At 64.8% G+C, this 25,000-nt stretch carries 25 protein-coding genes and 1 tRNA gene; 11 read left to right on the forward strand and 15 right to left on the reverse strand.

From position 1 onward, the window contains the following. Nucleotides 1–33 precede the first annotated feature (33 nt). Nucleotides 34–294: a DUF7553 family protein gene (locus tag ACFR9U_RS00845; protein ID WP_247377930.1), complete on the reverse strand. Its 261-nt coding sequence runs from the start codon at nt 292–294 to the stop codon at nt 34–36. Nucleotides 295–583: 289 nt separating this feature from the next. Between ACFR9U_RS00845 and ACFR9U_RS00850 the strand changes: the two genes are divergently transcribed. Next, entirely contained in the window at nt 584–1,531 is a 948-nt protein-coding gene (locus tag ACFR9U_RS00850) for an MBL fold metallo-hydrolase (protein ID WP_247377933.1), read from the forward strand. Nucleotides 1,532–1,614: 83 nt separating this feature from the next. Next, nucleotides 1,615–2,514, forward strand: a complete 900-nt coding sequence (locus ACFR9U_RS00855) for an NmrA/HSCARG family protein (protein ID WP_247377937.1) — start codon at nt 1,615–1,617, stop codon at nt 2,512–2,514. Here the strand turns inward: ACFR9U_RS00855 and ACFR9U_RS00860 are convergent. After that, entirely contained in the window at nt 2,508–3,044 is a 537-nt protein-coding gene (locus tag ACFR9U_RS00860; RefSeq protein ID WP_247377940.1) for a cob(I)yrinic acid a,c-diamide adenosyltransferase, read from the reverse strand. The two genes, ACFR9U_RS00855 and ACFR9U_RS00860, sit on opposite strands and share 7 nt — an antisense overlap. A 105-nt stretch (nt 3,045–3,149) precedes the next feature. Between ACFR9U_RS00860 and ACFR9U_RS00865 the strand changes: the two genes are divergently transcribed. After that, on the forward strand, nt 3,150–3,752 hold the full coding sequence (locus tag ACFR9U_RS00865) for a rhomboid family intramembrane serine protease (protein WP_247377943.1): 603 nt from the start codon (nt 3,150–3,152) through the stop codon (nt 3,750–3,752). Here ACFR9U_RS00865 and ACFR9U_RS00870 read toward each other — a convergent pair. Next, nucleotides 3,732–3,884, reverse strand: a complete 153-nt coding sequence (locus ACFR9U_RS00870; protein WP_247377945.1) for a hypothetical protein — start codon at nt 3,882–3,884, stop codon at nt 3,732–3,734. The two genes, ACFR9U_RS00865 and ACFR9U_RS00870, sit on opposite strands and share 21 nt — an antisense overlap. Nucleotides 3,885–4,238: 354 nt before the next feature. On the opposite strand from ACFR9U_RS00870, the gene ACFR9U_RS00875 reads away from it, so the two are divergent. Then, nucleotides 4,239–4,406 carry a DUF7838 family putative zinc beta-ribbon protein gene (locus ACFR9U_RS00875; protein ID WP_247377949.1) on the forward strand — a complete coding sequence of 56 codons (168 nt, stop codon included), beginning with the start codon at nt 4,239–4,241 and terminating at the stop codon, nt 4,404–4,406. Nucleotides 4,407–5,328: 922 nt separating this feature from the next. Here ACFR9U_RS00875 and gcvPB read toward each other — a convergent pair. The 5 genes from gcvPB to gcvT form a co-directional block, all read right to left on the reverse strand. Then, a complete protein-coding gene (gene gcvPB / locus ACFR9U_RS00880) occupies nt 5,329–6,792 on the reverse strand; it encodes an aminomethyl-transferring glycine dehydrogenase subunit GcvPB (RefSeq protein ID WP_345893368.1) in 1,464 nt (487 codons plus the stop codon). After that, nucleotides 6,789–8,126 carry an aminomethyl-transferring glycine dehydrogenase subunit GcvPA gene (gene gcvPA / locus ACFR9U_RS00885; protein WP_247377951.1) on the reverse strand — a complete coding sequence of 446 codons (1,338 nt, stop codon included), beginning with the start codon at nt 8,124–8,126 and terminating at the stop codon, nt 6,789–6,791. The genes gcvPB and gcvPA overlap by 4 nt, the downstream gene beginning before the upstream one ends. 154 nt (nt 8,127–8,280) lie before the next feature. Further along, nucleotides 8,281–9,141: a universal stress protein gene (locus ACFR9U_RS00890; RefSeq protein ID WP_247377954.1), complete on the reverse strand. Its 861-nt coding sequence runs from the start codon at nt 9,139–9,141 to the stop codon at nt 8,281–8,283. 59 nt (nt 9,142–9,200) lie between these two features. Then, entirely contained in the window at nt 9,201–9,584 is a 384-nt protein-coding gene (gene gcvH, locus ACFR9U_RS00895) for a glycine cleavage system protein GcvH (protein WP_247377957.1), read from the reverse strand. Then, a complete protein-coding gene (gene gcvT, locus ACFR9U_RS00900; protein WP_247377961.1) occupies nt 9,581–10,690 on the reverse strand; it encodes a glycine cleavage system aminomethyltransferase GcvT in 1,110 nt (369 codons plus the stop codon). The genes gcvH and gcvT overlap by 4 nt, the downstream gene beginning before the upstream one ends. A gap of 153 nt (nt 10,691–10,843) precedes the next feature. Here gcvT and ACFR9U_RS00905 point away from each other — a divergent pair, with 153 nt between their 5' ends. The 3 genes from ACFR9U_RS00905 to ACFR9U_RS00915 all read left to right on the forward strand — a co-directional run bounded on the left by ACFR9U_RS00905 (nt 10,844) and on the right by ACFR9U_RS00915 (nt 13,948). Beyond that, a complete protein-coding gene (locus ACFR9U_RS00905) occupies nt 10,844–12,301 on the forward strand; it encodes an aryl-sulfate sulfotransferase (protein ID WP_247377966.1) in 1,458 nt (485 codons plus the stop codon). Nucleotides 12,302–12,328: 27 nt separating this feature from the next. Beyond that, nucleotides 12,329–12,976 carry an adenylate kinase gene (locus ACFR9U_RS00910; protein WP_247377968.1) on the forward strand — a complete coding sequence of 216 codons (648 nt, stop codon included), beginning with the start codon at nt 12,329–12,331 and terminating at the stop codon, nt 12,974–12,976. Nucleotides 12,977–13,054: 78 nt separating this feature from the next. Beyond that, a complete protein-coding gene (locus ACFR9U_RS00915; RefSeq protein WP_247377971.1) occupies nt 13,055–13,948 on the forward strand; it encodes a DUF106 domain-containing protein in 894 nt (297 codons plus the stop codon). A 45-nt stretch (nt 13,949–13,993) separates the two neighbouring features. Here the strand turns inward: ACFR9U_RS00915 and ACFR9U_RS00920 are convergent, their stop codons facing one another. Beyond that, nucleotides 13,994–15,049: an AI-2E family transporter gene (locus tag ACFR9U_RS00920; RefSeq protein WP_247377974.1), complete on the reverse strand. Its 1,056-nt coding sequence runs from the start codon at nt 15,047–15,049 to the stop codon at nt 13,994–13,996. 116 nt (nt 15,050–15,165) lie between these two features. On the opposite strand from ACFR9U_RS00920, the gene cmk reads away from it, so the two are divergent. After that, entirely contained in the window at nt 15,166–15,744 is a 579-nt protein-coding gene (gene cmk / locus ACFR9U_RS00925; RefSeq protein WP_247377976.1) for a (d)CMP kinase, read from the forward strand. Between the two features lie 25 nt (nt 15,745–15,769). On the opposite strand, the gene ACFR9U_RS00930 is transcribed toward cmk, so the two are convergent. Then, the gene (locus tag ACFR9U_RS00930) at nt 15,770–16,858 is read right to left on the reverse strand and encodes a hypothetical protein (RefSeq protein ID WP_247377979.1); all 1,089 of its coding nucleotides are present in this window, start codon (nt 16,856–16,858) and stop codon (nt 15,770–15,772) included. A 117-nt stretch (nt 16,859–16,975) separates the two neighbouring features. Between ACFR9U_RS00930 and ACFR9U_RS00935 the strand changes: the two genes are divergently transcribed. The 3 genes from ACFR9U_RS00935 to ACFR9U_RS00945 all read left to right on the forward strand — a co-directional run bounded on the left by ACFR9U_RS00935 (nt 16,976) and on the right by ACFR9U_RS00945 (nt 19,196). Then, the gene (locus tag ACFR9U_RS00935; RefSeq protein ID WP_247377981.1) at nt 16,976–17,857 is read left to right on the forward strand and encodes an RNA-guided pseudouridylation complex pseudouridine synthase subunit Cbf5; all 882 of its coding nucleotides are present in this window, start codon (nt 16,976–16,978) and stop codon (nt 17,855–17,857) included. A gap of 47 nt (nt 17,858–17,904) precedes the next feature. After that, a tRNA-Pro gene (locus tag ACFR9U_RS00940) sits at nt 17,905–17,975 on the forward strand. A 711-nt stretch (nt 17,976–18,686) separates the two neighbouring features. Next, entirely contained in the window at nt 18,687–19,196 is a 510-nt protein-coding gene (locus ACFR9U_RS00945) for a type IV pilin domain-containing protein (RefSeq protein WP_247377984.1), read from the forward strand. A 97-nt stretch (nt 19,197–19,293) separates the two neighbouring features. Here the strand turns inward: ACFR9U_RS00945 and ACFR9U_RS00950 are convergent, their stop codons facing one another. From ACFR9U_RS00950 to ACFR9U_RS00970, 5 genes are all read right to left on the reverse strand, one after another. Next, nucleotides 19,294–20,562 (reverse strand): hypothetical protein, encoded by a 1,269-nt coding sequence (locus ACFR9U_RS00950; protein ID WP_247377985.1) that lies wholly within the window; start codon nt 20,560–20,562, stop codon nt 19,294–19,296. Nucleotides 20,563–21,083: 521 nt separating this feature from the next. Continuing rightward, nucleotides 21,084–21,512 (reverse strand): universal stress protein, encoded by a 429-nt coding sequence (locus ACFR9U_RS00955; protein WP_247377988.1) that lies wholly within the window; start codon nt 21,510–21,512, stop codon nt 21,084–21,086. A 165-nt stretch (nt 21,513–21,677) separates the two neighbouring features. Continuing rightward, the gene (locus ACFR9U_RS00960) at nt 21,678–22,541 is read right to left on the reverse strand and encodes a UbiA family prenyltransferase (protein ID WP_247377990.1); all 864 of its coding nucleotides are present in this window, start codon (nt 22,539–22,541) and stop codon (nt 21,678–21,680) included. A gap of 177 nt (nt 22,542–22,718) precedes the next feature. Further along, complete coding sequence (locus ACFR9U_RS00965) at nt 22,719–24,335, reverse strand: histidine kinase N-terminal 7TM domain-containing protein (RefSeq protein WP_247377993.1); 1,617 nt, start codon at nt 24,333–24,335, stop codon at nt 22,719–22,721. 281 nt (nt 24,336–24,616) lie between these two features. Next, nucleotides 24,617–24,868, reverse strand: a complete 252-nt coding sequence (locus ACFR9U_RS00970; RefSeq protein WP_247377995.1) for an MTH865 family protein — start codon at nt 24,866–24,868, stop codon at nt 24,617–24,619. Between the last annotated feature and the right edge of the window lie 132 nt (nt 24,869–25,000).

Raw genomic sequence — 25,000 nt, forward strand, 5'->3', positions numbered from 1 at the left:
CGCGACTTAAGAGTTACCTTCGAAGGGCGCGGTTCACGCTTCGCGTTTCCGATACGCGTCGATCTTCTCGCGAGCGTCTGCGATCGCCTGCTTCGCCTCGCCCTCTGCCTTCAGCTGGACCTCCTTGAGGTCCTCGCGTACCTCGTCGAGGCGACCCGGTTCCGGTTCCGCGTCGCCACCGGTCAACTGCTTGAACCGCTCCTCGACCGGTTCGAGCTCTTCGACGACACCGCGTTTCGCCGTCTCGCCCGCCCGTTTCAGGTAGTACTGCGTGTCCTCGAAGTGCTTGTTCATATTCGTCCTTACGCCGAGGACAGATATAAGGTTTGTGGCACTACAGTTTCGAAATCGCCACACTGCGGGACGATTCCTCGTACTACCGGACGAACCAGAAGGTTTTTCACTGGTTTAGGCATACCTAAAACTGGCCGAAGCGACCCGCGTCGGCGGGGTCGGCCACAGCGTCTGTTCCACATGTCTGGGCCGCCGAGGACGTTACCGTGGGCACCCTCCGTGGCCCGGTCACCTACACCCGCCAGCGAGTAGTCCAAAGGGGTTTGTCCCAGTGCCGGTAACTGGAGGTATGTTCACACGCCTCTCGATCCCGACGCCGTTTCAGGTCGGGCCGGTCAACGCGTATCTCGCAGGGCGAACGCTGGTCGATCCAGGTCCCGACAGCGAAGAGGCCTGGTCGCGGCTCCTCGACGCCCTCGAAGAGCGCGAGATCGCCCCCGGCGACGTCGAGCGCGTGCTGGTCACCCATCCCCATCCGGATCACTTCGGCCTGGCCCACCGGTTCAGCGACCGCGGTGCCACCGTCGTCGCCAGTCCGGACGCGGCGGCGATCGTGGCCGACTTCGAGGGGCGGTTCGAGTACGAGCGAACTTACTTCACGGACTTCTTCGAGCGCTGCGGGATGGCCGGCGCGACCGCCGAGACCGTCACCGACCTCCCGAAGGCGTTCCTCCGGTACGCACCCAGCGTCCCCATCGACCGCGAGGTCACGACCGACGACAGCATCGTCGTCCAGAACACGACCCTCACGGTCCGGGAGACCGCCGGACACGCGGCGGGCGAACTCCTCTTTCGCTACGCGACGGGCGACGGTCAGCGGGCCATCGTCGGCGACCACGTCCTGGCCGACATCACACCGAACCCGTTTCTCGTCCCGCCGCCCGAACCTGACGCGGACCGGCCGCGCGTCCTCCCCGCCTACAACCGATCCCTCGACCGGTTGCGCGACCAGTCGTTCGATCGGTTCTTGGCCGGCCATCGCGATCCGATCGACGCGCCGTCGGACCGCATCGACGAGATACTGGCCGAACACGACGAGCGAACCGAGAACGTCGCTGCCCTCGTCGACGGGCCGACAACGCCAGTGGACGTGATGGAGGGACTGTTCGGCGACCTCCCGATCACCGAGTACTTCGCCGGGATCAGCGAAGCCGTCGGCCACCTCGACGTGCTGGAATCCCGTGGCGAGGTCGTCGCCAACGATCAGGGCGGCGTGCTCGTCTACGAGCGGACGTGAGGAGAGTCATCGACGATTCTTTCACCGACAGACAGTCTGACAGATAGGTCCGCTTAAACCACTGGCCGATATAGCAAATCGACATGACCATCCGGGGGGTGCTCGTCGTGGGGGCGACGGGAACGCAGGGCGGCGCCGTTGCGCGACGGCTGCTCGCCGACGACCGAGAGATCGACGTGTACGCGCTGACCCGCGATCCGAGCAGCACGGCCGCTCGCAAACTCGCAGAACAGGGGGCGATCGTCGTCAAGGGAGATCTCTGGAAACCACACACGCTCGTGGACGCCATCGAGCCGGTCGACGCCGTCTTCGCCGTGACTGACTACTGGGAAGCCGGTTTCGACGGCGAGGTGACCCAGGGAATCAACGTCGCGAACGTCGCTGCGCGGGCCGACGTCGACCACTTCGTGTTTAGCTCCGTCGCCGGCGCCGACCAGCACACGCAGGTCCCGGTGCTCGACGCGAAGGCCAGGATCGAGCGCCACGTCCGGCGTCTGGACCTGCCAGCGACGATCCTCCGCCCGAGTTACTTCATGCAGAACTTCGAGTTGCGACGCGAGGACGTGACCGATGGCACGCTCGCGCTCCCGCTCGCGCCCGGGACTCGACTCCCACTCACCGACGCGGCCGACGTTGGCCGCCTCGTCGCACGGCTCCTCGAGACGCCGGCGCAGTATCAGGGTGCGGAGATTCCGGTCGCCAGCGAAGAGGTCACGCTGGGCGAGATGGCCGAGGCGTTCGGTGCGGCCCTCCACCGGGAGATGGAGACCGTTCACATCCCGATCGACGTCGTCCGCTCACAGCACGGGGACGCCTACGCGCGCCTGTTCGAGTGGTACAACCGCGACGCGCCGGCGGGGCTCGTCGCGCAGTTCAAGCGACACGTGGACTTCGCGCCCACACCGCTCTCGGCGTATCTCGACAGGACTGACTGGACGCGGCCCGCGCTCCCCGAATCCGGGAAGCCACAGCCGGCTCAGTAACTGGGGCTCTCCTCGGGGACGCCCTCGCGTTTGTTGACCACGCGGGCCAGCGTGAACAGGCAGTCCGACAGCCGGTTCAGGTAGACGATCGCGGCGTCGTTGACGCCGGCCTCTTCGGAGCCGAACGTGACGGCACGGCGTTCGGCCCGGCGGCAGACTGCCCGCGCCTGGTGGAGTTTCGCGCCCGGCTCGCTCCCGCTGGGGAGGATGAACGCCTCCAGGGGATCGAGTTCGTCGTCGTAGTCGTCCATCCAGGTTTCGAGCTGCTCGACGTGTTCGTCCCGGATTTGCGGATCGTCGTCGTCGGGATCGGGATTGGCGAAGTCGGCCTGGACGACGTGGAGGTGATTCTGGATCTCCCTGAGCTGGTCGTCAACGTCGTCGTAGCCAGTCGGCCGAACGACGCCGACGAGCGCGTTGACCTCGTCGACGGTCCCGTAGGCTTCGATCCGGGGACTGGCCTTCGAGACGCGGTCCATGTTCCGGAGGTCCGTCATTCCCTCGTCACCGCGGCCGGTATAGATTTTCATGTGCGCGGAGACGGCTGCCACGGTCTTATAGTACCCGACGACGGACGTGGGACCCACCGCGCGGGAACCCGGAAGTTATGCGGCCAGCGACCCTCTCTAGGAGCGATGGTCTCCGCCCGAAGTCCGACCCTCACGACGATCACGCTGTTCGTGGTGGTGTTCGCCGTCGAGACCGTCGCACGGCTGCTCGGCGTCTTCCCCGCACTGTTCGTCCTGGCGCCGCCGGTGACGACGAATCCCTGGACCATCGTCACCAGCGTGTACGCCCACTCGGGACCGGTGCACCTCCTCTGGAACGCCATCGCGCTGTTGCTCCCGGGGTTCATCCTCGAACACCAGACCAGCGAGCTCCGATATCACGCCTTCTTCGTCGCGGCCGGAGCCACGGCCGGCGTCGCAGAGATCACCATCGGACCGCTGCTGGGCAGCCCGGCGGGCGTCCTCGGCGCCAGCGGCGCGGTCTTCGCGTTCATCGGGTACCTGCTGTCCGCGAACAGGCTCGCAGAAGCTGCCATCGGCGGCGTCGAGCTCTCGGGCCGGACGCAGTTGCTCGCGTTCGTGATTCTGGCGATCGCCGTCACCGTCGCGACCGGGCAGCCGGGCGTCGCCCTCATCGCGCACTTCACGGGCTTTCTCGTCGGGTTGTTGGCCGGGCGAGCACACCTGCTCAGACGGTCGCCGGACCGCTCAGTCCCCAGCAGCCGGTGAGCCAGGCGCCGTCGCGTCGGGACCGTCCGCCTCGTGTTTCGACAACGCGTCGCTGACGGCCCGCATCCGCTCTTCGAACGCTTCCATCTCGTCTGCGAACGCCGTCATGACTTCGTCGAACTCGTTTGCCATACGAGACAGGTCGGACGCTACCGAACTATGGATGATACCTAACTTCGTTAGGTTTCCGACTCGGACACGGAAGAAAACAGGGCGAAGTGGCCGCCTACCCCGGAAAGCGGGTCGGAACGCCGCAGTTCGGCGAGCATCCGTGAAAGGCGACCCGAGGGATTCGATATAGCGGCCACCAGTTTACCGGGCTGCGTTCGCCGCGACAGCCACGACACGCAAAACAGTCGCAACACAGGGTCTATCATCCGAAACCGCCAGCACTGGAGATTTCGAAAGGGAAGAGTGAGCTACGTCGTCCCGGCGACGATGGTCGAAACCGGGACGTTCAATTAGCAGGCGTACGATGCGGGACGTATGAGCATGGACCGCGAGCAGTACTGTCCGAACTGTGAGGAGGACAAGGAGTTCTACCGCGCCGCGAGCACGACCCTGCACCTAGGAGAGAAGGTCAAGTGGCACTGCCCGGACTGTGACTACGGCTTCGTTACGATCGACGGCATCAACACCGGCGCGACGGCCTGATCCGATTCACCCCCCACAGTTGAACACCGCTTCTGCCGACCAATTCTCGATAGCCGAGCCCCAGCTGCGCGGTCGTCGCTGGATCGAACCGATCGCTCAGCTCGACGGCAGTTAACGTGTGTCACAACCCCGTCGTGGCTACCAACGATTGCCCTCCCGACTCGCCGTCGAGGACGGTGACGGCCTCGGCGAGTTCGCCGGATCGAGATGGAGGCCGACTCGGCTGGCGCCGACCCCATCTGCCTGCCACCGGCATCGGTTCGGCGTCAGTTTTCTGATCCAGATGATTCCCATGTGACCCCGGGGAGTCGGCGGGCAGCTAGACCAGGACACCAGCCCGTCTTTTGGCGTCCGCTAGCTGGAACCGTGTCTGAACCGTACTCTCGCCGTCCAGTTCGCCGGAGCGGCCGCGCCGGTTGCCGTCGCAGTCCAGGGCGCCGGATCTCGGCACCGACGTCCGGGATACGCGACTGGTGCCGGCAGCAATCAGAGCGTGAGGGATCACTACCGAGCACTCGGTTCACCAGCGGTCTGTCAGCTCTGGCCCACTCTATTTGCCCGATGACTCTGTGATTCGGCCGTCGCGTCTGCGAGAGGCAGGTCCGTCTAGCGAACAGCGCCAGGCAGATAAACCACATGACGCTATATGAAATCGGAATCTGTGGAGTGAGTGCGTCCGGGAGAGGCACCGCTCAGCGGGACTCGGAGTTCCGGAGACGGTGGTGTGCTCGTGAGCACGCAGCAGCGCAGACAGCACGGCGGGGTAATGAACGGTGTCGATCCGCGCCGACAGTCCGTCCACGGGCACCCGATCGGTGACTGACGGACGTCGATGACGCGTGGCATCTCGCTCATTCGACTATGCGGTGCGTCGCGACCCCGAGAAGCGCGAGACCAAACTAGGTAAGGACGGGAGACGGCGCTACGATTCCTCGTCGAGCGCCTGCCAGGAGAGCCGGGGCGTCCGGGCGGCCGCCACCTGATCGATCCGACGCGCGGCAGTCTGCTGTGGTGCGGCGTCGAGCGCCTCCTCGTCCTCGGCTGCGACGGCGTCGAACGCCGCCGCGAGCTGGTCCAGAGTGCGTTTGTTCTCGATCTCGGTCGGCTCGGTCATCAGCGCCTCGTCGACGATCTCCGGCCACTTCGTCGTCGGCGGGTGGACGCCGTAGTCGAGCATTCGTTTGGCCACGTCGGCGGCGTCCTGCTCGCCCGCACTGGCGACGAACTCGTGATGGAACGGACCGAAGGGCACCTCGTAGTCGATCTGGGCGGCGAGGTAGTTCGCGTTCAGGACGGCCTTGGCGCTGGCGTCCGCGAGGCCGGGATCGCCCAGCCGCGCGATGTAGGCGTAGGTCTTGACGAGCACCAGCCAGTTGCCCTGGAACCCGTGGACCTTCCCGACGGTCTGCTCGGGCTCGAACAGTTCGAACGCGCCGTCGTCGGTCCGCCGAACGCGGGGGCTCGGGAGAAACGGTGCGAGTCGCTCGGCCACGCCGACGGGGCCAGCGCCCGGGCCACCGCCGCCGTGGGGCGTCGCGAACGTCTTGTGGACGTTGTAGTGCATGATGTCGAAGCCCATGTCGCCCGGTCGCGCGCGGCCGAGCAGCGCGTTCAGGTTCGCGCCGTCGTAGTAGAGCAGGCCACCGGCGTCGTGGACGACGCTCGCGATCTCCTCGATGTCGCGCTCGAAACAGCCCAGCGTGTTCGGGTTCGTCAGCATCAGCGCCGCGGTGTCGTCGCTGACGGCCGCCTCGAGTGCGTCGAGGTCGACGCGGCCGTCCTCGGCGCTCGGGAGTTCGAGCACGTCGTAGCCGGCCAGCGCCGCCGTCGCGAAGTTGGTCCCGTGGGCGCTGTCGGGGACGATGACCTCCGAGCGGTCGTTGCCGTTGGCCTCGTGGTAGGCCTTCGCGACGAGGATGCCGGCGTACTCGCCGGCCGCGCCCGCCGGCGGCTGGAGCGTCACCGCGTCCATGCCGCCGATGCGACCCAGGTAGTCCTGGAGCCGGTACATGAGTTCGAGCGTGCCCTGGACGGTCTCGTCGGAGCGGTCGGGGTGGACCCCTGCGGCGGGCAGGGCGGCCACGTCCTCGGTGAACTTCGGGTTGTACTTCATGGTACAGGACCCGAGCGGGAACGGACCGCTCTCGACGCCGTAGCTCATCTGGGAGAGGCGAGTGTAGTGGCGCGCCAGTTCCGGCTCCGAGAGCGACGGCAGTTCGACCGAATCGCGCGTCAGGTCGTCGGGAAGCGGCGAGTCGCCACCGATTTCGACCTCGGTGGTGTCCTTCTCGGCGAGCAGCGGTTCGTAGCGCTCCTCGGAGTCGGTCCACCGGGCCTGCGTGTAGCCCAGCCGGTCGTCTTCGTGGTCGGGACTGTTCTCGGTCATGCGACCACCTCCGTCACCGCGGCGACGAAGTCGTCGACCGCGTCGGCCGTCGTGTCGGTGACGCAGATCTGCAGTTCGTGCTCGTCGACGACGTGAACCGCGAAGCCTTCCGTCTGGAGGGCTGCCGCGACGTCAGCCGCCGGCCGCTCGGTCCGGGCGCAGAACTCCCGGAAGTGATGGCGGTCGTGAGCCGGTGCCCGAACGCCGTCGACGTCGTCCAGTCTCGCGGCGAGGTCGCGCGCGAGCGTGACGCAGTCCTCGGCGAGGTCGACCAGGCCCTCCGGCCCGAGCCAGGCGGCGTGGATCGCCGTCCTGAGTGCGACCCAGGCCTGGTTGGTGCAGATGTTCGAGGTCGCCCGCTCGCGGCGGATGTGCTGTTCGCGGGTCTGGAGCGTCAGCGTGTACGCGCGGCGGCCGCTGTCGTCTTCGCCGACGCCGACCAGTCGACCCGGCACCTGTCGGAGGTACTCCTCCCGGGTCGCGAACAGGCCGATCCCCATCCCGTAGGCGGTCCCGAGGCCGAGCGTGCTCGCGTCGCCGACCACCACGTCCGCGCCGACGCTCGCCGGTTCTTCCAGCAGCGCCAGTGCCACCGGGTCCGAGCCGAGACAGAACAGTGCATCGTGCGCGTGCGCGAGGTCGCCGACCGCCCCGAGCGACTCCTCGATGGTGCCGCGAACGGTCGGGTTCTCGGCGTAGACGAGCGCCACGTCCTCGGCCAGCAAGTCGTCGAGCGCATCGACGTCGACGTTGCCGTCGGCCATCGGGTACGACTCGACGGTGATACCCGAACCCGAAGCGTAGTTCTCGAGGACGGAGCGACGACCCTCGGCCATGCGTTCCGGGACGAGCGCCCGGTCGCCGGAGACCGAGCGGACCCGCTGTGAGAGGGTGGCGGCCTCGCCGAGCGCCGTCGCGGCGTCGTACATCGAGCAGTTGGCCACTTCGAGGCCGGTGAGTTCGACCAGCATCGACTGGTACTCGAACAGGGCCTGCAGGAACCCCTGCGCGACCTCCGGCTGGTACTGGGTGTAGGACGTGAGAAACTCCGAGCGGTCGGCGAGGTGGTCGACCAGCGAGGGGACGTAGTGGTCGTAGTGGCCGCGACCGAGGAACTCGGTCAGGTCGTCGTTGCGACCGAGCGTGTCCCGGAGTTCAGCCCGGATGGACTGCTCGCTCCGCGGCGAAATGTCGAACTGGCCGTCGAACCGAACTGGCTCGGGAATGTCGAACAGATCCTCTTCGCTGTCGGCGCCGACGGCGTCGAGCATCGCCTGCGTCTCCGCGTCGGTGTGAGGTGCGTATGGGCTCCCGCGTGTGTCGTTTTCAGTCATGACTGAACAGGTGTAAAACGTGGCTGCGTCCGGCGCACGGACATCGATGCGCGGGAGTTACGGCCCGGTGCATATGATACTCTCGGTTGCACAGCCGGGGCAAAAAAGCACGCTGCCGGCAACCGACCCGTCCGCGAGCCGACAGCCACACCGGCTACGACTCGTCCCCATCACGGACGGACAGCACCGGCGCGTCCGTGTTCCGGATCACGCGCTCGCCGGTGCTGCGAGTCACGAACCGGTCGAGGCCGCTCCGGGTGTGTCGACCGATGACGACGAAATCGATGGCGTGGTGGCCGATGTAGTCGAGGATCTCCACGGCCGGCGTCCCCTGCAGGACCTGCGTCTCGACGGGCACGTCGTGCTGTGTACCTCGGACGGCCACGTTCCGGACGGCCTTGCCGCAACTGCTTCGCAGCGATTCGACGAGTGGGCCGGAGCTGACGATCCGCGTGTCGGCCACGGAGACGGCGTGGACCGTCGCGTCGAACCGCGAGGCGACGTCGACGGCGTAGCGCGTCGCCGCCCGTGACTCCGGGGTCCCATCGGTGGGAACCAGGATCGTCTCGTAGTCCGTCTTGATGGGGTCCTCTGATCGGGTGACCAGCACTGGTTCTCTCGCCTCTCTGACGACTTCTTCGGTGACGCTCCCGAGGAGAAACCGCGAGACACCGGTCCGGCCGTGGGTCCCCATGACGAGCAGATCGATACCGGATTCGGTCGCGTATCGCCGGATCTCGGTGGTCGGGTTGCCCTCTCGGATCGTGGTCACCACGTCGAGCGTCGGGTCGTCGATGAGTGCTTCGACGCCTCCGATCGCGGCTTCGGCGCGCTCTTCGAGCGTCGTTTTGACGTCCGTCGTCTCGACGTCCGACTCGACGTCGAGTGCAGTCGTCTCGACGACCGAGAGCACGTGTACGGTCGCGTCGTACGCCCTCGCCAGCGCGAGTCCGTGGACGGCCGCACGCTCGCTTCGCTCGCTCCCGTCGGTCGGAATCAGGACCGACTCGAACATTGCACGCAGTACGGGAGCAGGTCCAATAAAAGAAGGGTCGGCGGGGAAGGCCCCGCCAATCAGGCGATCTGGTCTTCGTACTCGTCGGGCGAGAGGAGGTCCTCGAGTTCGCTCTCGTCGTCGAGGTCGACTTCGAGCATCCAGCCCTCGCCGTAGGGGTCGTCGTTGACGAGTTCGGGGGCATCGACGAGGTCGTCGTTGGTGGCGGTGACGGTCCCCGAGACCGGGGCGTAGAGGTCCGACACCGCTTTGATGCTCTCGATCACGCCGAAGTCCTCGCCCTTGGAGACGTCGTCGCCCGCGTCGGGGAGTTCGACGAACACCACGTCGCCGAGTTCGTCCTGCGCGAAGTCGCTGATGCCGATGCGCACCGTCCCGTCCTCGCGACGGGCCCACTCGTGGGAGTCCAGGTACCGGCAGTCCGCTTTCACTTCGAAGGTCATCTATCTAAGAACGGCAACGCCTGGGTTTGTGCCTTTTTCGACTCGCCGCGGACGGTAACGAACACGTTCACGCCCGGACTCCGGTACTCCACGGGGAGATACGCCAGCCCGATGGGCTTGTCCAGCGTCGGACTCATCGTACCGCTGGTCACCTCGCCGATGACGTCGCCGTCGATGTCGGTGACTTCGTAGCCGTGGCGCGGCACGCCCCGGTCGACGAGGCGAAACCCACAGAGTTTCTGCTCGACGCCCTCGGCGTCGGCCTGTTCGAGGGCGTCCCGGCCGACGAACTCCGTGTCGAGTTTGACCGTGAACCCGACGCCGGCCTCGTAGGGGTTGCGCGGGTCGTCCTCGGGGTCGAAGTCCTGCCCGGAGAGGAGAAAGCCCATCTCGATGCGAAGGGTGTCGCGGGCGCCGAGTCCGCACGGCTGGCAGTCGAAGGCGTCCCAGACGGCGTCCGCCTCGTCCCACGGGACGATCAGTTCGAACCCGTCCTCGCCGGTGTACCCGGTCCGGGCGATGAGCGTCTCGACCCCCGCGACGGTGACGGGTTCGGCCTGGAACCGCGAGCAGTCACAGATCGTCGTCCGCTGGTCCTCGGCGACCGCGTCGAGCAGGAGTTGCTCGGCGTCCGGACCCTGGACGGCGAGCATGGCGTACTCCTCGGTGACGTTCTCGACGGTCGCGTCCAGGCCCCACTCGTCGCGGTGGTCGACCCACCGCTCGGACATCTGTTCGTCGTGGCCCGCGTTCGGGATGAAGAGGAACTCGGCGTCGTGGGCGCTTCCCTCCGGGAGTCGATAGACGACCGTGTCGTCCAAGATGGTTCCGTCCTCGTCGGTGATCATCGCGTACTGGGCCTGGCCCGGCGAGAGCGCGCCGACGTCGTTCGTGGTGAGTCGCTGCATCAGTCGCTCGGCGTCGGGGCCGCCGACTTCGATCTCGCCCATGTGCGAGACGTCGAAGATGCCGGCGGACTCGCGGACAGCCTCGTGTTCTCCCCGGATGGAGTCGAACTCCACGGGCATGTCCCACCCGCCGAACTCGGTGAACTTCGCCCCGCGTTCCTCGTGAACCGCATGAAGTGGCGGCGTCCGTTCCGTCATAGGGGTATCGGACCCGCCCAGCGACCTAACTCTTTGCCCTCGGGCAGTCCTCGTGCCCACCGACATGTGACACGGTGACACAGCGTCGCGGTTCCGCACGACGGGAATCCAAAGACAAATATGTCAAATGAGCCAAAATCAGGCGAACCGTTCATGAGGTCCTCCATCCCGCAGTTTCGCTGGGGCACCGCTCACGTCGTCAGGTCGGTCCTGGCCCTGGTGATCGTGGTCCTGCTCCTGGCTGCGGCCGGCGAAGCAGCCGTGCACACGCCGCCCTCGGCCGGGCCGGGAACGATCCGCGAGCCCGCAAACGGCAGCACCGTCATCGCCGTCCAGGGGTACAACATCGGCGGCAACGTGAACCCGAACAAACCGGCTCGTCTGCTGTCGGTCGGTCCGGAGGGCGATGCGCAGTGGGACGTCTCCGGCTCGGAGTTCGACGTGTCGTGGTTCTACGACGTCGACCCGCTCCCCGACGACGATCTGCTCGTGGTCGGGACCGTCGGCCAGCGGACGCGCGTGCTCCGGATCGACCGCTCGACGCAGGAGGTGAAGTGGCGCGAGACGCTGCCGCTGTGGGACACCCACGACGTGACGCTCACCGAGCGCGGGAACCTGCTGATCGCGCACATGCGAAACACGCAGAACGGGACGAGCAACGACCGGGTGTACGTCTACAATCGGACGACCGACGCCGTCGAGTGGGAGTGGCAGTTCAAGAACCACTACGCGAACGACACGGACGTCGGCATCTCGGCCGGGGACTGGACACACGTCAACGACGTCGACGTCGTCGCGCCGGGGCTGTACATGCTGTCGCCGCGGAACTTCGACCAGGTGATCGTGGTCAACCGCTCGACGAAAGACGTCGTCATGCGTCTCGGCGCCGACGGCAACCACTCGATCCTCGACGAGCAGCACAACCCGGCCTACCTGCAGGACGACGCGGGGCGGCCGACGCTGCTCGTCGCCGACAGCGAGAACGATCGCGTCGTCGAGTACGCCTGCGACCGCGGCGATCCCGACCACCCGCTCGACGGGGACATGAAACCCAACTGCGACTGGTCGATGACCTGGGAGGTCGGCGTCGACACGCTGTCGTGGCCCCGCGACGCCGACCGCCTCCCGAACGGCAACACGCTGATCACCGACACCATCAATCACCGCGTCGTCGAGATCACCCCGCGTGGCGACGTGGTCTGGTCGTATCACGCGCCGTGGCTCCCCTTCGACGCCGAGCGGCCGGTCCACGGACAGGAAGCCGGCGGGCCGACGATGGCAGACCAGAACGTGACGGGGTCGTACACCATCGAACAGGACGCGCTATCGGACGCGGTCGTTGACCGGTCGCTCCCCCAGCGCGTCGAGTTGGCGGTCGCGAGCCTCCCCGGAGGCGGACTCCTGGCGAGCGGACTGGACACCTATCAGGGCGTCGCACCCTGGGTGCGGCCCGTCTGGTTCGGCCCGGACGGCTTTTTCCTCGGGGTCGTCGCCGTGCTCATCGCGCTCTGCTGGGGCGTCGCCGAACTCGTCGTCGCTCGCAGCCGGGTCGTCGCCGGCGTTCGCGCCAGCCTCGCTCCCTGGATCGGGTCAGCCGAGAACAATAAGTAAAAGTCCCGGGGTGGTGAAGCGGCGAGTATGGCGAACCCCCACCTGCTGATCCTTGGGCCGCCGGGCGCAGGCAAAGGCACACAGAGCAGCAACATCGCCGCGGAGTTCGGCGTCGAGCACATCACGACGGGTGACGCGCTCCGAGCGAACAAGGACATGGACATCAGCGACATGGACACCGAGTACGACACGCCGCGGGCGTACATGGAAGCCGGTGACCTGGTTCCCGACGCGGTCGTCAACGCCATCGTCGACGAGGCGCTCAACAGCGCCGACGGGTTCGTTCTGGACGGCTACCCGCGCAACCTCGACCAGGCAGAGGAGCTGGAAGACATGACCGACCTCGACGTGATCCTCTCGCTCGACGTGAGCCGCGACGAGCTGGTCGACCGCCTGACCGGTCGCCGCGTCTGCGACGACTGTGGCGAGAACTACCACGTCGAGTTCAACCAGCCCGAGGAGGAGGGCGTCTGCGACGAGTGCGGCGGGGAACTCATCCAGCGCGAGGACGACAACGAGGAGTCGGTGAACAACCGCCTCGACGTGTTCGAGGAGAACACGAAGCCGGTCATCGAACACTACCAGGACCACGACGGCTTCGTCGCCATCGACGGCGAGCAGACTCCCGACGAGGTCTGGGCCGACATCGACGCTGCGATCGACGAGCGCGTCTGATACTGCCGGATTCTCCGGCTGCGCTTTTGCGGACGAGAGTAAAAGGTTGATTAGCGGTGCTTCCCTACAGAGCGCATAATGGCACGGACAGCGGAGAAAGTGGAGTCGCTCGCCAGAGAAGACGGCGAGTTGCTCGACGCGCTCGACGACGTTCTGGACGTTGCCGAAGAGCAGGGCACCGTCGAGTGGAGCGACGTCAGCGGCGAGATGACCAGTGGGCAGTGGGGGCGACTCATCGAGAAGGGACTGCTCGTCGACGCCGACGGCAACGGCTTCGCCGTCGAGGACCCCGACGGCATCCGTGAGGCGCTCTCCGACGACGAGGTCGAGGAGGCGGCGTCGTTCGACACGGACGGCGACTCCTCGTGGTCCCAGTGGGACAAACTCGCCGGCGTCGGCGCGCTCGCGATGATGGCGGGCTACTCGCTGACGTCAGTTCGCAACACGATCGGTGGCGCGCTCGACGTGATTTTCGGTCCCCTGGAAGCGATCCTCCCGTTCTACGTGGTCGTGATGGTACTCGCGATGCTGACGGGGCTGTACTCGACGCTCCTGCAGGCGAACCTGATGGACATGGACAAGATGGGCGAGTACCAGGAGCAGATGAAGGCAATCCAGGAAAAACGCAAGAAGGCGAAGGAACGGGGCGACGAGGAGGCCCTCGACCGCATCCAGCAAGAGCAGATGGACGCCATGGGCGACCAGATGGGCATGTTCAAAGAGCAGTTCCGCCCGATGGTCTGGATCATGCTGCTGACCATCCCGGTCTTCCTCTGGATGTACTGGATGATCCTCTCGCCCGCGCAGTCGCTTCACCCCCAGACGATCACGATGCCGCTCGTCGGCACGAAGACCTGGACGGCGGGCGTCCTCGGGCCGCTCCAGGCGTGGATCCTCTGGTACTTCCTCTGCTCGATGGGCTTCACCCAGATCATCCGCAAATCGCTGAACATCCAGACGACGCCGACGTAGATCGCTCGATTTTCGTTTTCACGCTCGTCTCGGACTCAGTAGTGGTCAGTCCTCGTCGATCTGGACCCGTCGCCCTTGCACGAGGTTCGGCAGGATGTTCCGCAGGAAGTGGACGAACAGCACGAGGACGATCGGCCCCAGGAAGATGCCGTACCAGCCGAACGCAATTGACCCGAGCACGTACGCGAACAGGACCAGGCCCATGTGGAGACTGCCCTTCGACACGTACGACCGGATGAAGAAATCGGGGATCGAGTCGACGACGATCAGCGTCACGACGAAAAAGAGGACGGGATACCACGGGGGCACCGCCCCACCGCGGACGGCCTGGAAGCCGAGATACGCCGTGTAGGGGAAGTAGATGAGCTTGATGCCGATGACCGGCACGATAGTGAAGATGCCGGTCAACAGGCCGAGCAGCAGCGGAAACGCGACACCGGTCCCCCGCGGCGCGACGAAATCGAGGCCGTTGTACACGAGGACGGCGATCAGCGCCGTAATGCCGATGGTGATGAGATTGCCGGTGTAGATGGTCGTCAGATCGTTATCCACGTCGTTCATGAACGAGACGACGGCAGGCGTGCTGTCGAACGTGGACCGGAACCAGGCGGCGATCCGGTCGTCGTCTCGGAGCAGATAGTAGGCGACGGTGACGATGACGAACAGGCGGAGAAGCCAGGTGAACGCCGCATTGGTATAGCCGAGGAGGCGGCCGACGTTCGACCGGAGCAACGAGCGCAGTTGCCCCGGTTCCGCGAGTTGCGCGATGTGCAGATACGGCTGGAGGTACCCGCGGTACTGCTGGATGCCCGTTTGGGTGAACAGGACATTCAGTTCGCGGACGGCAACGAGGCCGCTGTAGCCGAGAATCGCGAGCACCGGGAAGCCCACGATGAGAAGTGTGAGCGTCGCGTTGAGTGCGGGATGGTCGCTGAACCGGGCGAACCACCGGTCGACCGGCCGGATGGCGTAGTAGAGGAAGACGCCGACGACGATGGCGCCGATGAACGAGTACAGCACGAAGGCGACGACGAGCGTCAGGACGAGGCCGGCAACGGTCCAGGCGACCTGCCCGCGGGTCAGATCCCAGCTCGCGCCCATGCACGGACATGGGGAAGGACGGGGAAAAGCGGAGTGTCGGGTCAGGTGTCATCGGGGCCGGGAGGACGCCGGAGCGAAGACACAATCTCTTTTAGCGCCAGTGACCGAGGTCGGGTATGTTGATTACCGTTTCCGGCCCGGCGGGCAGCGGGAAGAGTACGCTCGCTGCCGGCCTGGCCGACGCGCTCTCCGTAGAGCACGTCAGTGGGGGCGACATCTTCCGCGCGCTGGCCGACGAGCGCGGGTACTCGCTCGTCGAGTTCAACAAACTCGCCGAAGAAGACGACCAGATCGACCGCGATCTGGACCGGCGCCTCCGGACGACCGCCGAAGAGAGGGACGATCTCGTCCTCGAATCGCGGCTCGCGGGCTGGATGGCGGGCGACTACGCGGATCTGCGAATCTGGCTCGACGCCCCCTTCGACGTTCGCGTCGACCGCATCGCCGACCGCGAGGGCGACCCCGTCGACCAGGTCCGCGAGAGCGAACGCGAACGAGCCGACAGCGAGGCCCTGCGCTACGAGGAGTACTACGACATCGACATCGAAGATCGCTCGATCTACGACCTCGTCGTCAACACGGCCCGCTGGGACGCCGAGGCGACGCTCGACCTGGTCCTGGCGGCCGCCGAGTCGTACGACCCGGCCGGCGACGAAGGGACGTATCCCGTCGAGAACGTCCGCTACGAGTTCTGAGCAGCGACGACCGGGTCGGCGAGCCTCACCGCGGGGTGCCGACTGGCCCGTCACAGGTGGTTTTCGTCTCCTGATCGACGAGCAGCCCCGTCTGGACGTCGCAGGTGACGGTCGGCACGCGACCGGGCGGCAGCGTCAGCGCCGTCCCGAAGACGGCCGATCTGAAGACGAGGCGCACGCTCGCCGTCAGCTCTGTGCGCTCGCCGTTCCGGACGTGACTGCGGAACCAGGCGTCGACTTTCTCGTTGTCCATCGTGACTGGATACTCGACGCGCCGCCGCTCGCCGGGGGCCAGTGGCGGCTCCGACGTGGCGTCCACGAGCGAGGCTCCGTCGTTCCTGGCCGTGAACAGCGCGACGCCGTTCATCTCCAGGGTCACGTCGAGCACTTCGGGCACGCTCGGGACCGGCACGTCACCTCTGTTGCGAACGTCGAAGTGAAAACGGACGGTCGTCTCCGCGGGGGTCACCGTGCCCCAGGTCGCCCACCCGCGCTCGATCTCGTACCCGACGGCCGGACTGGTGCTGCCGAACCTGAGCAACCCGTCGGTGAGTTGGCTGACCAGCGAACCCGTATCCAGCGCGTAGTTCTCGACGATCCCATCGGCGGCGCTGGAGAGGGCGTCGATGACCGGCGTCTCGTCGTCGAGGACGCGCCGTTCGACGGACGGGATCGCGACCGTCAGCAGCCCCCACGGACCGAAAGCGATCTCACCGCCGGTCGTGACCGCGATCGACTCGTCGCTGCGGACGAACGTCGCCCAGAGATCGGGGACGTTCTCGTGTTCGATCGTCGTCCGCAGTTCGATGGGCTCGCCGTCGCGGTCGAGTTCGATCCCCACTTTCTCGCCGGTCGCGAGGCGGACCCCGTTCATGTCGATGTAGTAGCTGGCCCGGAGTCGGTCACCCAGCGCCGCGAGTAGCGGATGCACGTCCGTCACCCGGACGGTCGTGACGACGTCGAGCCGTTCGTCCCCGCGTGGATGCCACGTCCCGACGTCGACGACCTCGACCTGCGGCCGCTTGAGGAGCGCCGACAGAACCCCCGCGACGAGCAGTCCCGTGGCCCCCACGCCGACGAGCGCGATGGCGTCGACCAGCCCAGCGAGACGCATTGGCGTCCGGTTCGTGGAGGAGACCTATAAAGATCGTGACGCGACGGCAGGAGGCGAACCGGGACGGTTCGCCCGCCAATCGAACAACGTAAGCCGGGGCGGGCCAACGGCACAGACATGCAACGGGGTCCGCCAGCCGAGCGCTCGCCCGCCGATCTGCTCGGATTCGGAGTCGTCAATCTCGACAAGCCACCGGGCCCCTCCGCCCACCAGGTCGCCGCCTGGGTCCGCGACATGGTCGGTGCCGACCGCATCGCCCACGCCGGCACGCTCGACCCGAAAGTCACTGGGTGTCTCCCGCTCCTGCTCGGCGACGCCACCCGGATGGCCCAGGTGTTCGACGACGCCGTCAAGGAGTACGTCGCCGTCCTGGAACTCCACGGCCCCGCCCCGAACGACCTGGCGGACGTCGTCGCCGAGTTCGAGGGGCCGATCTACCAGAAACCGCCCCGGAAGAGCGCCGTCCGCCGACAACTCCGCATCCGGGAGATCCACGAGTTGGACGTCCTGGAGGTCCAGGACCGCCAGGCACTGCTCCGCGTGCGCTGTGAGAGCGGCACCTACGTCCGGAAGCTCTGCCACGACATCGGCCTGGCGCTGGGGACCGGCGCGCACATGGGTCACCTCCGCCGGACGATGACGGGATCGTTCGACGACACCACCCTCGTGACGCTGCCGGACCTCGCCGACGCCCTCGGCTGGTGGGAAGAGGACGACGACGCGACGGCGTTGCGGGACGTCGTCCAGCCGGCCGAGCGCGCGCTCGTGGACCTTCCCCGCGTGACGATCGCTCCGAGCGCCGCCGTGGAGGTCGCGGAGGGCGCGCCAGTGTACGCGCCGGGCGTGATCGACGCCGACGTGGGCAGCGAAGAGACGGAAGCGCGGCCGCTGGTGGCCTGTTACACGCCCGACGAGGCTGCCGTCTGTATCGGCCGGCTGGTCGGTGACCCCGGCGCCGACGCCGGGACCGTCGTGGAATTAGAACGGGTCTTGGCGTAATCGCAAAACGAAGCGTTTAATCGGGGGACACTCCTCTGACGAAATGCGGGACCGTGGGGTAGCGGTATCCTCGGCGCATGGGGTGCGTCGGACCTGAGTTCGAATCTCGGCGGTCCCACTCAACTTTCTGTTAAATTCCCACAGCCGACAGTTCAGAGTCCCTTGATCCATATTCCGAGCTGTGCTACTATTGAATGATGTCGCTCTTTAAATAGCCCTGAGTAACCCAAGCAGGCTGTCAAGAAACTCCGCTTCGTCATCGAACAACTGCACCGTGAACGGTGGCCGTACTCACCAGACGAGTTCGTTCCGACTTTCCAGTTCGTCGAGAGCGGTGCGACTGACGAGCAGGTTCGCCGTGCTGTCGAGCGCGTCGAGAAGGATGATCAGACGTGGTGAACCCGAAAAGCCCAGGCCGACCGGTACGATCCTGACGACTGGTCACCTTCCCAGCGGGATTTCGACGAAGATGCTCTAGTAGATGCAGGGGAATAGTCGGCCCGTGGAAGTTTTCGAGCCGTTGTCCTTCTCGCTCGTTTCGAACAGAGATACTGAATAATACAGTGGGACAACACTTACGAGATCGCCAGACATGGCGGCTATAAGACGCCATTAATCGTTGTAGTAACCACCCCTTACCAGCTGGCAATTCGAAAAGTGATACTGCCAGAAGTTTTATGCAATGTGGTTGGAAACGTTAGAATCAACACCGGGACGTCGGAAAGGGCTGGTCACGGATGCCTGGGTGCATCCGCCTCGTCGTTGCGGAGAGAGCGACAGAGAAACGAGTCCTTTCCGGGGTGCGGTGTGGAAAACGGTACCTACAACCATGAACATCAAACAACTTTGGCAGGAGGACGACGCAGTGTCGCCGGTCATCGGGGTCATCCTGATGGTCGCGATCACGGTCATCCTGGCAGCAGTCATCGCATCGTTCGTACTCGGACTGGGCGATTCCACCAACAAGACGCCGCAAGCGAAGTTCACGTGGGATTATAACGCAAACAATAACAACCCATACGGAAATTTGACAGTGACTCATGATGGTGGTACGACGATCAAAGCAAGCGAGTTGGTGATCAGGGGCCAAGGATTCAGTTCTGGAACGTACAACGGATCTCCAAATGTGGTAGACGGCCCCAACACAGCATGGTCGACTGCCCAAGCAAACGGCTCAGCAACGACAAGCTCCGAAAAGGGTGGCGACAGTGCTGTCGTGTCTGGTGACTATATGAGGATGTGGGTGGACAACGATTACGACCTCCGTCTCGTCTACGAGTCATCCGAGGGCGACAACTCCGCGACGCTCGCCTCCGACACCGGTCCGAAAACGTCGTAACGCAGCACGACTTTTTCCCTTTTATCGCGCCTGAATACCATCGAGTACCTACTGGAGACCTCAGTAAAAGAAAACTGGCTAACGGGACGGTTCCGAATTAATCCTGGTCGTAGAAGAACAGCAGGCAGATCATGACCAGGATGAAGATCAGGAAGATCTCGAAGAGCAGCACGCACGGCTTCCGGTCGCCGTGCTTGTCCTTCCAGTCGCGGTATTTCTCGTGGTCGTGTTTGCCGTCGTCGTGTTTGCCGTCGCGCTCTTTCCCGTGGTCGGGCTTCCAACTGTCGTGGTTCTCGTCACAGTGCTTCCCGTGTTCGTGCTTGTCGTCGTGTTTCTTGTCGCAGTCCTTCCCGTGGCCGGGCTTCCACCCGCCGTGGTTCCCGTCGCAGTCTTCTCCGTGGTCGTAATCCTGCTCACAGTAGCAGGGTTTCTCGTGCTCGCGGTTGCACTCGCAGCGTTTCTCGTGGCCGTGCTTACAACCGCGATGCTTGCAGTCGCAGTCTCTCCAGTCCTTGTGCTTGGAGTCACAGCCCTTCGCGTGGCCCGGCTCCCACCCGCCGTGTTTCTCGTGGCAACCGTCCCAGCGCTCGTGCTTGCGGTCGTCGTGCTTGTAGTCACACTCGTTCCCGTGGCCGGGCTTCCACCCGCCGTGGTTCCCGTCACACCCGTTCCCGTGGTCGTGATCGCGCTCACAGTAACAGGGTTTCTCGTGCTTGCGGTTACACTCACAGCGTTTCTCGTGGCCGTGCTTACAACCGCGATGCTCGTGCTTTCGATAGGCTCGAAGCCGGTATTTGAGCGCACACGCGGGCCCGTAGTGCTTGAAGTCTTTTTTCAGGCGCTTGAAATGCTTCTTGGAGCACTTCGGGAGGTGGGAGTCGACGTGGTCCAGGTCGTCGAAGTTCCCCGCCATGTCTCCGTCGGCGAGGTGTTTGACCAACATGAGGAGTCGCTGCTCCAGCGACTCCCGCATTTTGACCTGCTCGACGTGGGTTTTCGTGACGGTGTCGCCTTTGACGCCCACCTTGAGGTGTTTACAGCCGAACACCTTCTTGTCACGACAGACGGGTGAGGCGTAGAGCTTCCTGACACACATCTTGTCGTGGTGGAGCGACATCCCCCGCCAGTCGAATATATCAGCCTTGCATGGTTTCTTGTGCCCGTGTCCGTCGCCGTCGTGATGCGGTTTGTCGTGGTCGTCATCGTCTTTACCGTCGCCGCCGCTGGAACTTGCCGCAGCAGTCCCTGAAAGGACGCCGACCGTGGTCGCCGAGCCCAGGAGGCGGAGCAGCGTTCGTCGGGACTCTTCGAGAGGGACGTTGGAAAGGCCGTTCGCATCTGCCGTCGGATCTTGGTCACTGGTCATGAATGGTCACGCACGCCCGATTCCCGTCGCCATCGACACCCACCGACAACCCGTATGCGGCGTGCGTCGGACTAGAACCCGGTAGGACGTATGGTTATCTGGTGCCGGAATTACCTGCTGTAGGTCGCTTACCCGTATAATTCGAGAGTGACAGCTCCGCAGAGAGCGTATGAACTCGCAACCAGACGGGAGTGCGTGTCGCAAGTTCACCGCAATCGTCTCCCGTCGACCCAGGTGCCGTCTGGATAGCGGATCGGCCACTCTTCGATAAGTAGCTACTACGGGGGACAGACGGAACAGGAGCGTCCTCTCCACTGGATCGCAGACGCCAAAGCCAGCGTTTGAAGGCGGAACGCCCGCCTACTGTCCCACTGAGAACGCGCAGCTGCCGAGTCGTGTGCTGCCGACCCGCTGGTCTGAGAACTCGCGAGTTGCCACGTCACAGCGCGGCCGGGACCACAGGCTCGCCTTCGGGATCGGCCGGGCCAGTCGTCGAATCGGTACCGGCGTCGCCGGGCCGCTCAGTTCCCCGGGACGGACACGACCGGAATCCCCGCTTTCCGGACGAGGCTGTCGGTGACGCTGCCGACGCGCTCGCGTTCTTGGACGGTTTTCCCCGTCGAACCCATCACCACGAGGTCGGCGTCCACGTCGTCGACGTATTTGAGGATCTCGTCGTCCGGAATGCCCTCCCGGATTTCCGTCACGGTGTCGAGGTCAGCGTTCTCGACGCGGTCGGCGAGTTCGGCGGTCGCCCGTTCGCCCTCGGATTCGAGTTTCGTCTTGATCTCGCCCATTGCGAGTCCCGGCGCGGCGTTCGCGACGCGAGCGTCGGCGACGTACAGCAGATGAACCGTCCCGTCGTGGCGGTCAGCGGCGTCGATCGCGTGGTCGACTGCGCTGGCGGCCGTCTCACTCCCGTCGGTCGGCAAGAGCACTGTCTCGTACATCACCCAATATATCGACGGTCGTGTATTTAAATTCAAGGTGGAGTTCCCAGTCGATGGAAAGACCGGTACGACGAAACGTTGCGCGAGGAGATCCCGAAGGCGTCGCTCAGAGTGGATCTGACGGACTGTCGTGGACGAACTCGACGAGAGACCCACGAGGGAGTGCTACAGGAAGAGGAGACCGACGGCTGCCAGCCCGAGGTACTCGGCGTCCTTGAGGAGGCAGAGCAGGTCGCGGTTCTGGACCGTATCGAGCGCGGACGTGATCAGGAGGGAACTCAGGACGAACGGCAGGAACACGAGGTAGGTGGACGACACCAGCAGGACGAACGGTGCGAGCGCGGCGAGCGCGAGCAGGTCACAGGCGTAGAGGACGTATTTGGTCTTCTCGAGTCCGAGGACGACCGGCACAGTGGCGACGCCGCTGGCGCGATCGCCGGCGACGTCACGGACGTTGAACACTTCGACCGAGACGACGGTCTTGAGAAACATGAACAGCGTCGCGGCAGCGAGCAATCCAGCCGACGCGGACCCGGCGAGGACGGAGGGGAGAAGCGTGAGCGGGATCGCCCACGCGCCGGCGACGAGGACCGTGTTGACCGCGAAGACGTCCTTGAGCCGCACGTCGCGTCCCGGAACGAGCGCCTGATTGTAGAACACGCCAGCGACGACCGGACACAGCGTGATGGCCAGTGCGGCCGGGCCACCGCGGAGCACCGCCAGCGCCGCGGCAGCGAACAAACTGACCAGAATCGCCGCGACGATCTGGGTTCGTTGCGCGGTCACCAGTTCCACCTGCTCCGGACGATTGATGCTGTCTTCGTCGAGGTCGGTGAGTTTGTTCGCCGTGTAGATCCCCAGCGTGACGAGTGCTGCGATGAGCGGCGCAGCCGTGAGCGGGAGCGACAACAGCGACGTGATGAACACCGTCTTCGCAGCGGCGACGATCGCCTGGATGCCCGAGAGGCTGTGGACGTGCAGCGCGACGCGTTTGAACTGTTCGTCGATCGTGTGCGTGTGAACTACCACGTTGATTCACCCGTGCCCTGATGTTCGCCGACACCATAGTGAACCTATTTGCCACCAATCACTGGCAGTGAATTAACACATTACGCGAGAAATGACGACTCACAGGTGACCCGTCCCGCTGAAAATTCCTGTTCGAAATGCGAGCACGATACCAGCTCGTCAGCCACGTGCTCGGAATTACCGCGGCGGCTCGCCCCGTTCGAGGGTAAAGGAGACGGTGGAGCCGTCGCGACGGCTCTGGCCGAACGTCAGATCGTCGCCGGACTGTTCGACGAAGCGATAGACGAGCCACAGGCCGACGCCCGAACTGTGTTCGAGGGGCGTTTCGGTCAGGCCGTTCTCGAGGATCCGCTGTTCCGTCGCGGGGATGCCGGGGCCGTTATCGGCGACCGCGACGCGAACGCGGTCGTCGAGCGTCACGCTGACTTCAACCCACGGCGTGTCCGACGGGTTGTGGATGATCGCGTTCTCGATGAGGTTCGCGATTGCCGCTTCGAGTCCCCACGACGCGTTCACCCACACGTCCTCGGGACAGTCCAGTGAGATGGTCGCCTCGGGGTGGACGTCCCGTTGCCGGCGAACGAGGTCCTCGAGAACGTTCGAGAGGTGCATCGTAGACTTGCCGTCGGTATCGGCGACGATGCGCTGGATCAGCCGGACCTTCTCGCTGGTCTCGACGATGGAATTGACGTTCTCGGTGACCGCCTCGAGGTGGTGCTGGCCGTCCGCGTCGACGTGGTCTGCCAGCACGTCGGTGTGTCCCGTGATGACGGTGATCCGATTGGAGATGTTGTGACGGAGCACGCGCGAGACGACTTCGAGGTGCTGTTGTCGGCGCTGCAGTTCGGTGACGTCGGTCACGTTGACCGTCCACCCGAGATGATGGGGGCCGTCCCTGATCGGGGAAATCTGGAGTTCGAGATGGCACGTCGAGCGGCGATCGATCGTGATCTGGGTCTGTGTCTGGTCGACCGCATCGAACGGGAGGTCGTGTTCGTGCAGGAGGTCGTCGATGGGCCGTTCCTCGTACAGCGGGAGCTGCGGGAAGTAGTGACTGGCAGACTGGTTGTAGTCGTGGACGCACCGGTTCGTGTCGAGGATGATCATCCCCTCGCTGCTCTGTTCGACGGCCGTGTCCCGGGCGACCGGCACGATCTCGAAGAGGTCCTCGGAGATCGCCATGGTCGTCAGCGCTCCGAAGGCAGCGAGACCGAACGGCGTGTAATCCAGCCCGGGAATCGGTGCGACGTCCAGGATCGAGACGATGTTCACGAGAAAGGGGAGGAGCCCGCCGAACATCACCAGGAGTTGCGAGGTGGTGTTGTACCGGGTCTGGACGTGCAGTTTGAGCAGCATGTAAATGCCCGTCATCGCGAGGAGATACGAACCGAGGATACAGACCAGAAACAGCGGTTGAAAGTCCGAATGCACGTAGTGCGGGAAGACGGCGGTCGACCAGCTGATCTCGGTCCAGAGGTAGTTGTGGAACGGATTGGTGACCAGGATCGCCCCCAGCAGTGGCATGGTGATCGTCTCCGAGACGGTGAAGGCCCGCGTGCGGTGCCAGTCTCGGCCCGTGTAGGCCGACGCGAAGACGAAAAAGACCACTGCGACGGCGACGCCAAAGGGCAGTTCCAGCCACACGAGGACGTACTCGACCGCCGGTGGCGCCAGCAACTTCGCCGCCGCACTGAACGAGTACACCGAACAGAGCGCCAACAGCGCGATGAACGGTTTCCGACCCCGAACGTCCGGATACCGAGAGACGACGACCGCGAGTCCCAGCAGTAACACTCCCGAGACGGAAAAGAGAAGGCTCAGAGAGAACTCAATACCGGTGAAAAAATGTCATGTTACGATGGAGTAGTTCGGACGTAGATAAAACAGTTTGGGAAAACTAAGCAGCCAAACCACCGTAAATAACGCCAACAGGGACCCTAAGCGTAATTACACGTGGCACCCCGTTGACAGCACAGGCAATGATACTATTCTAATACATCGAGGACGCCGGACCACAGTAGTGGAGCGAGTCGGCGGTGGGACAGCCGGCGAGCGGGAGCGGCCGTCGACGCCGATTAGATGTAGTCCTCGTCTTCGAGGCCGTCGAGAACGTCGTCCGTGAGCGATTCGACGTCGTCGTAGGGGAAGTCCCCGCCACCGCCCTTCTGGTTGAGTTCCATGGCGGTGAAGCTCACGTCGCCCGACTCGAACGTGGTAGCCGGGCCGTTCGGGAGCGCCGGGACGAGGTCCATCGGACTGGAAACCGGATAGTCTGCGCCTTCGAACGCCTCGACGAGTTGCTCGCGGAGTTCGTCTCTGTCTGCCATAGCGTCGCACAGTTCGATTGCGACCAGACTGAACTTGCTGCCTCGTATTCGAGGGGATTGTTTGGCGTCCCGGAGGGACGGTGGCGCAGACCGTAAGCGGCGACCGCGGGACAGACGGTGCAGTGGGAGGAC

This window comes from Halorientalis brevis, assembly GCF_042678165.1.
GTDB lineage: Archaea > Halobacteriota > Halobacteria > Halobacteriales > Haloarculaceae > Halorientalis > Halorientalis brevis.

Coding starts and splice junctions, on each gene's coding strand:
- ACFR9U_RS00950 (WP_247377985.1), bottom strand. CDS start 20,562: ATGACCAGTGACCAAGATCCGACGGCAGATGCGAACGGCCTTTCCAAC.
- ACFR9U_RS00905 (WP_247377966.1), top strand. CDS start 10,844: ATGAGGTCCTCCATCCCGCAGTTTCGCTGGGGCACCGCTCACGTCGTC.
- ACFR9U_RS00865 (WP_247377943.1), top strand. CDS start 3,150: ATGGTCTCCGCCCGAAGTCCGACCCTCACGACGATCACGCTGTTCGTG.
- ACFR9U_RS00955 (WP_247377988.1), bottom strand. CDS start 21,512: ATGTACGAGACAGTGCTCTTGCCGACCGACGGGAGTGAGACGGCCGCC.
- ACFR9U_RS00890 (WP_247377954.1), bottom strand. CDS start 9,141: ATGTTCGAGTCGGTCCTGATTCCGACCGACGGGAGCGAGCGAAGCGAG.
- gcvPA (WP_247377951.1), bottom strand. CDS start 8,126: ATGACTGAAAACGACACACGCGGGAGCCCATACGCACCTCACACCGAC.
- gcvT (WP_247377961.1), bottom strand. CDS start 10,690: ATGACGGAACGGACGCCGCCACTTCATGCGGTTCACGAGGAACGCGGG.
- ACFR9U_RS00920 (WP_247377974.1), bottom strand. CDS start 15,049: ATGGGCGCGAGCTGGGATCTGACCCGCGGGCAGGTCGCCTGGACCGTT.
- ACFR9U_RS00910 (WP_247377968.1), top strand. CDS start 12,329: ATGGCGAACCCCCACCTGCTGATCCTTGGGCCGCCGGGCGCAGGCAAA.
- ACFR9U_RS00915 (WP_247377971.1), top strand. CDS start 13,055: ATGGCACGGACAGCGGAGAAAGTGGAGTCGCTCGCCAGAGAAGACGGC.
- ACFR9U_RS00935 (WP_247377981.1), top strand. CDS start 16,976: ATGCAACGGGGTCCGCCAGCCGAGCGCTCGCCCGCCGATCTGCTCGGA.
- ACFR9U_RS00930 (WP_247377979.1), bottom strand. CDS start 16,858: ATGCGTCTCGCTGGGCTGGTCGACGCCATCGCGCTCGTCGGCGTGGGG.
- ACFR9U_RS00855 (WP_247377937.1), top strand. CDS start 1,615: ATGACCATCCGGGGGGTGCTCGTCGTGGGGGCGACGGGAACGCAGGGC.
- ACFR9U_RS00845 (WP_247377930.1), bottom strand. CDS start 294: ATGAACAAGCACTTCGAGGACACGCAGTACTACCTGAAACGGGCGGGC.
- gcvPB (WP_345893368.1), bottom strand. CDS start 6,792: ATGACCGAGAACAGTCCCGACCACGAAGACGACCGGCTGGGCTACACG.
- ACFR9U_RS00860 (WP_247377940.1), bottom strand. CDS start 3,044: ATGAAAATCTATACCGGCCGCGGTGACGAGGGAATGACGGACCTCCGG.
- gcvH (WP_247377957.1), bottom strand. CDS start 9,584: ATGACCTTCGAAGTGAAAGCGGACTGCCGGTACCTGGACTCCCACGAG.
- ACFR9U_RS00945 (WP_247377984.1), top strand. CDS start 18,687: ATGAACATCAAACAACTTTGGCAGGAGGACGACGCAGTGTCGCCGGTC.
- ACFR9U_RS00850 (WP_247377933.1), top strand. CDS start 584: ATGTTCACACGCCTCTCGATCCCGACGCCGTTTCAGGTCGGGCCGGTC.
- ACFR9U_RS00970 (WP_247377995.1), bottom strand. CDS start 24,868: ATGGCAGACAGAGACGAACTCCGCGAGCAACTCGTCGAGGCGTTCGAA.
- ACFR9U_RS00870 (WP_247377945.1), bottom strand. CDS start 3,884: ATGGCAAACGAGTTCGACGAAGTCATGACGGCGTTCGCAGACGAGATG.
- cmk (WP_247377976.1), top strand. CDS start 15,166: ATGTTGATTACCGTTTCCGGCCCGGCGGGCAGCGGGAAGAGTACGCTC.
- ACFR9U_RS00875 (WP_247377949.1), top strand. CDS start 4,239: ATGAGCATGGACCGCGAGCAGTACTGTCCGAACTGTGAGGAGGACAAG.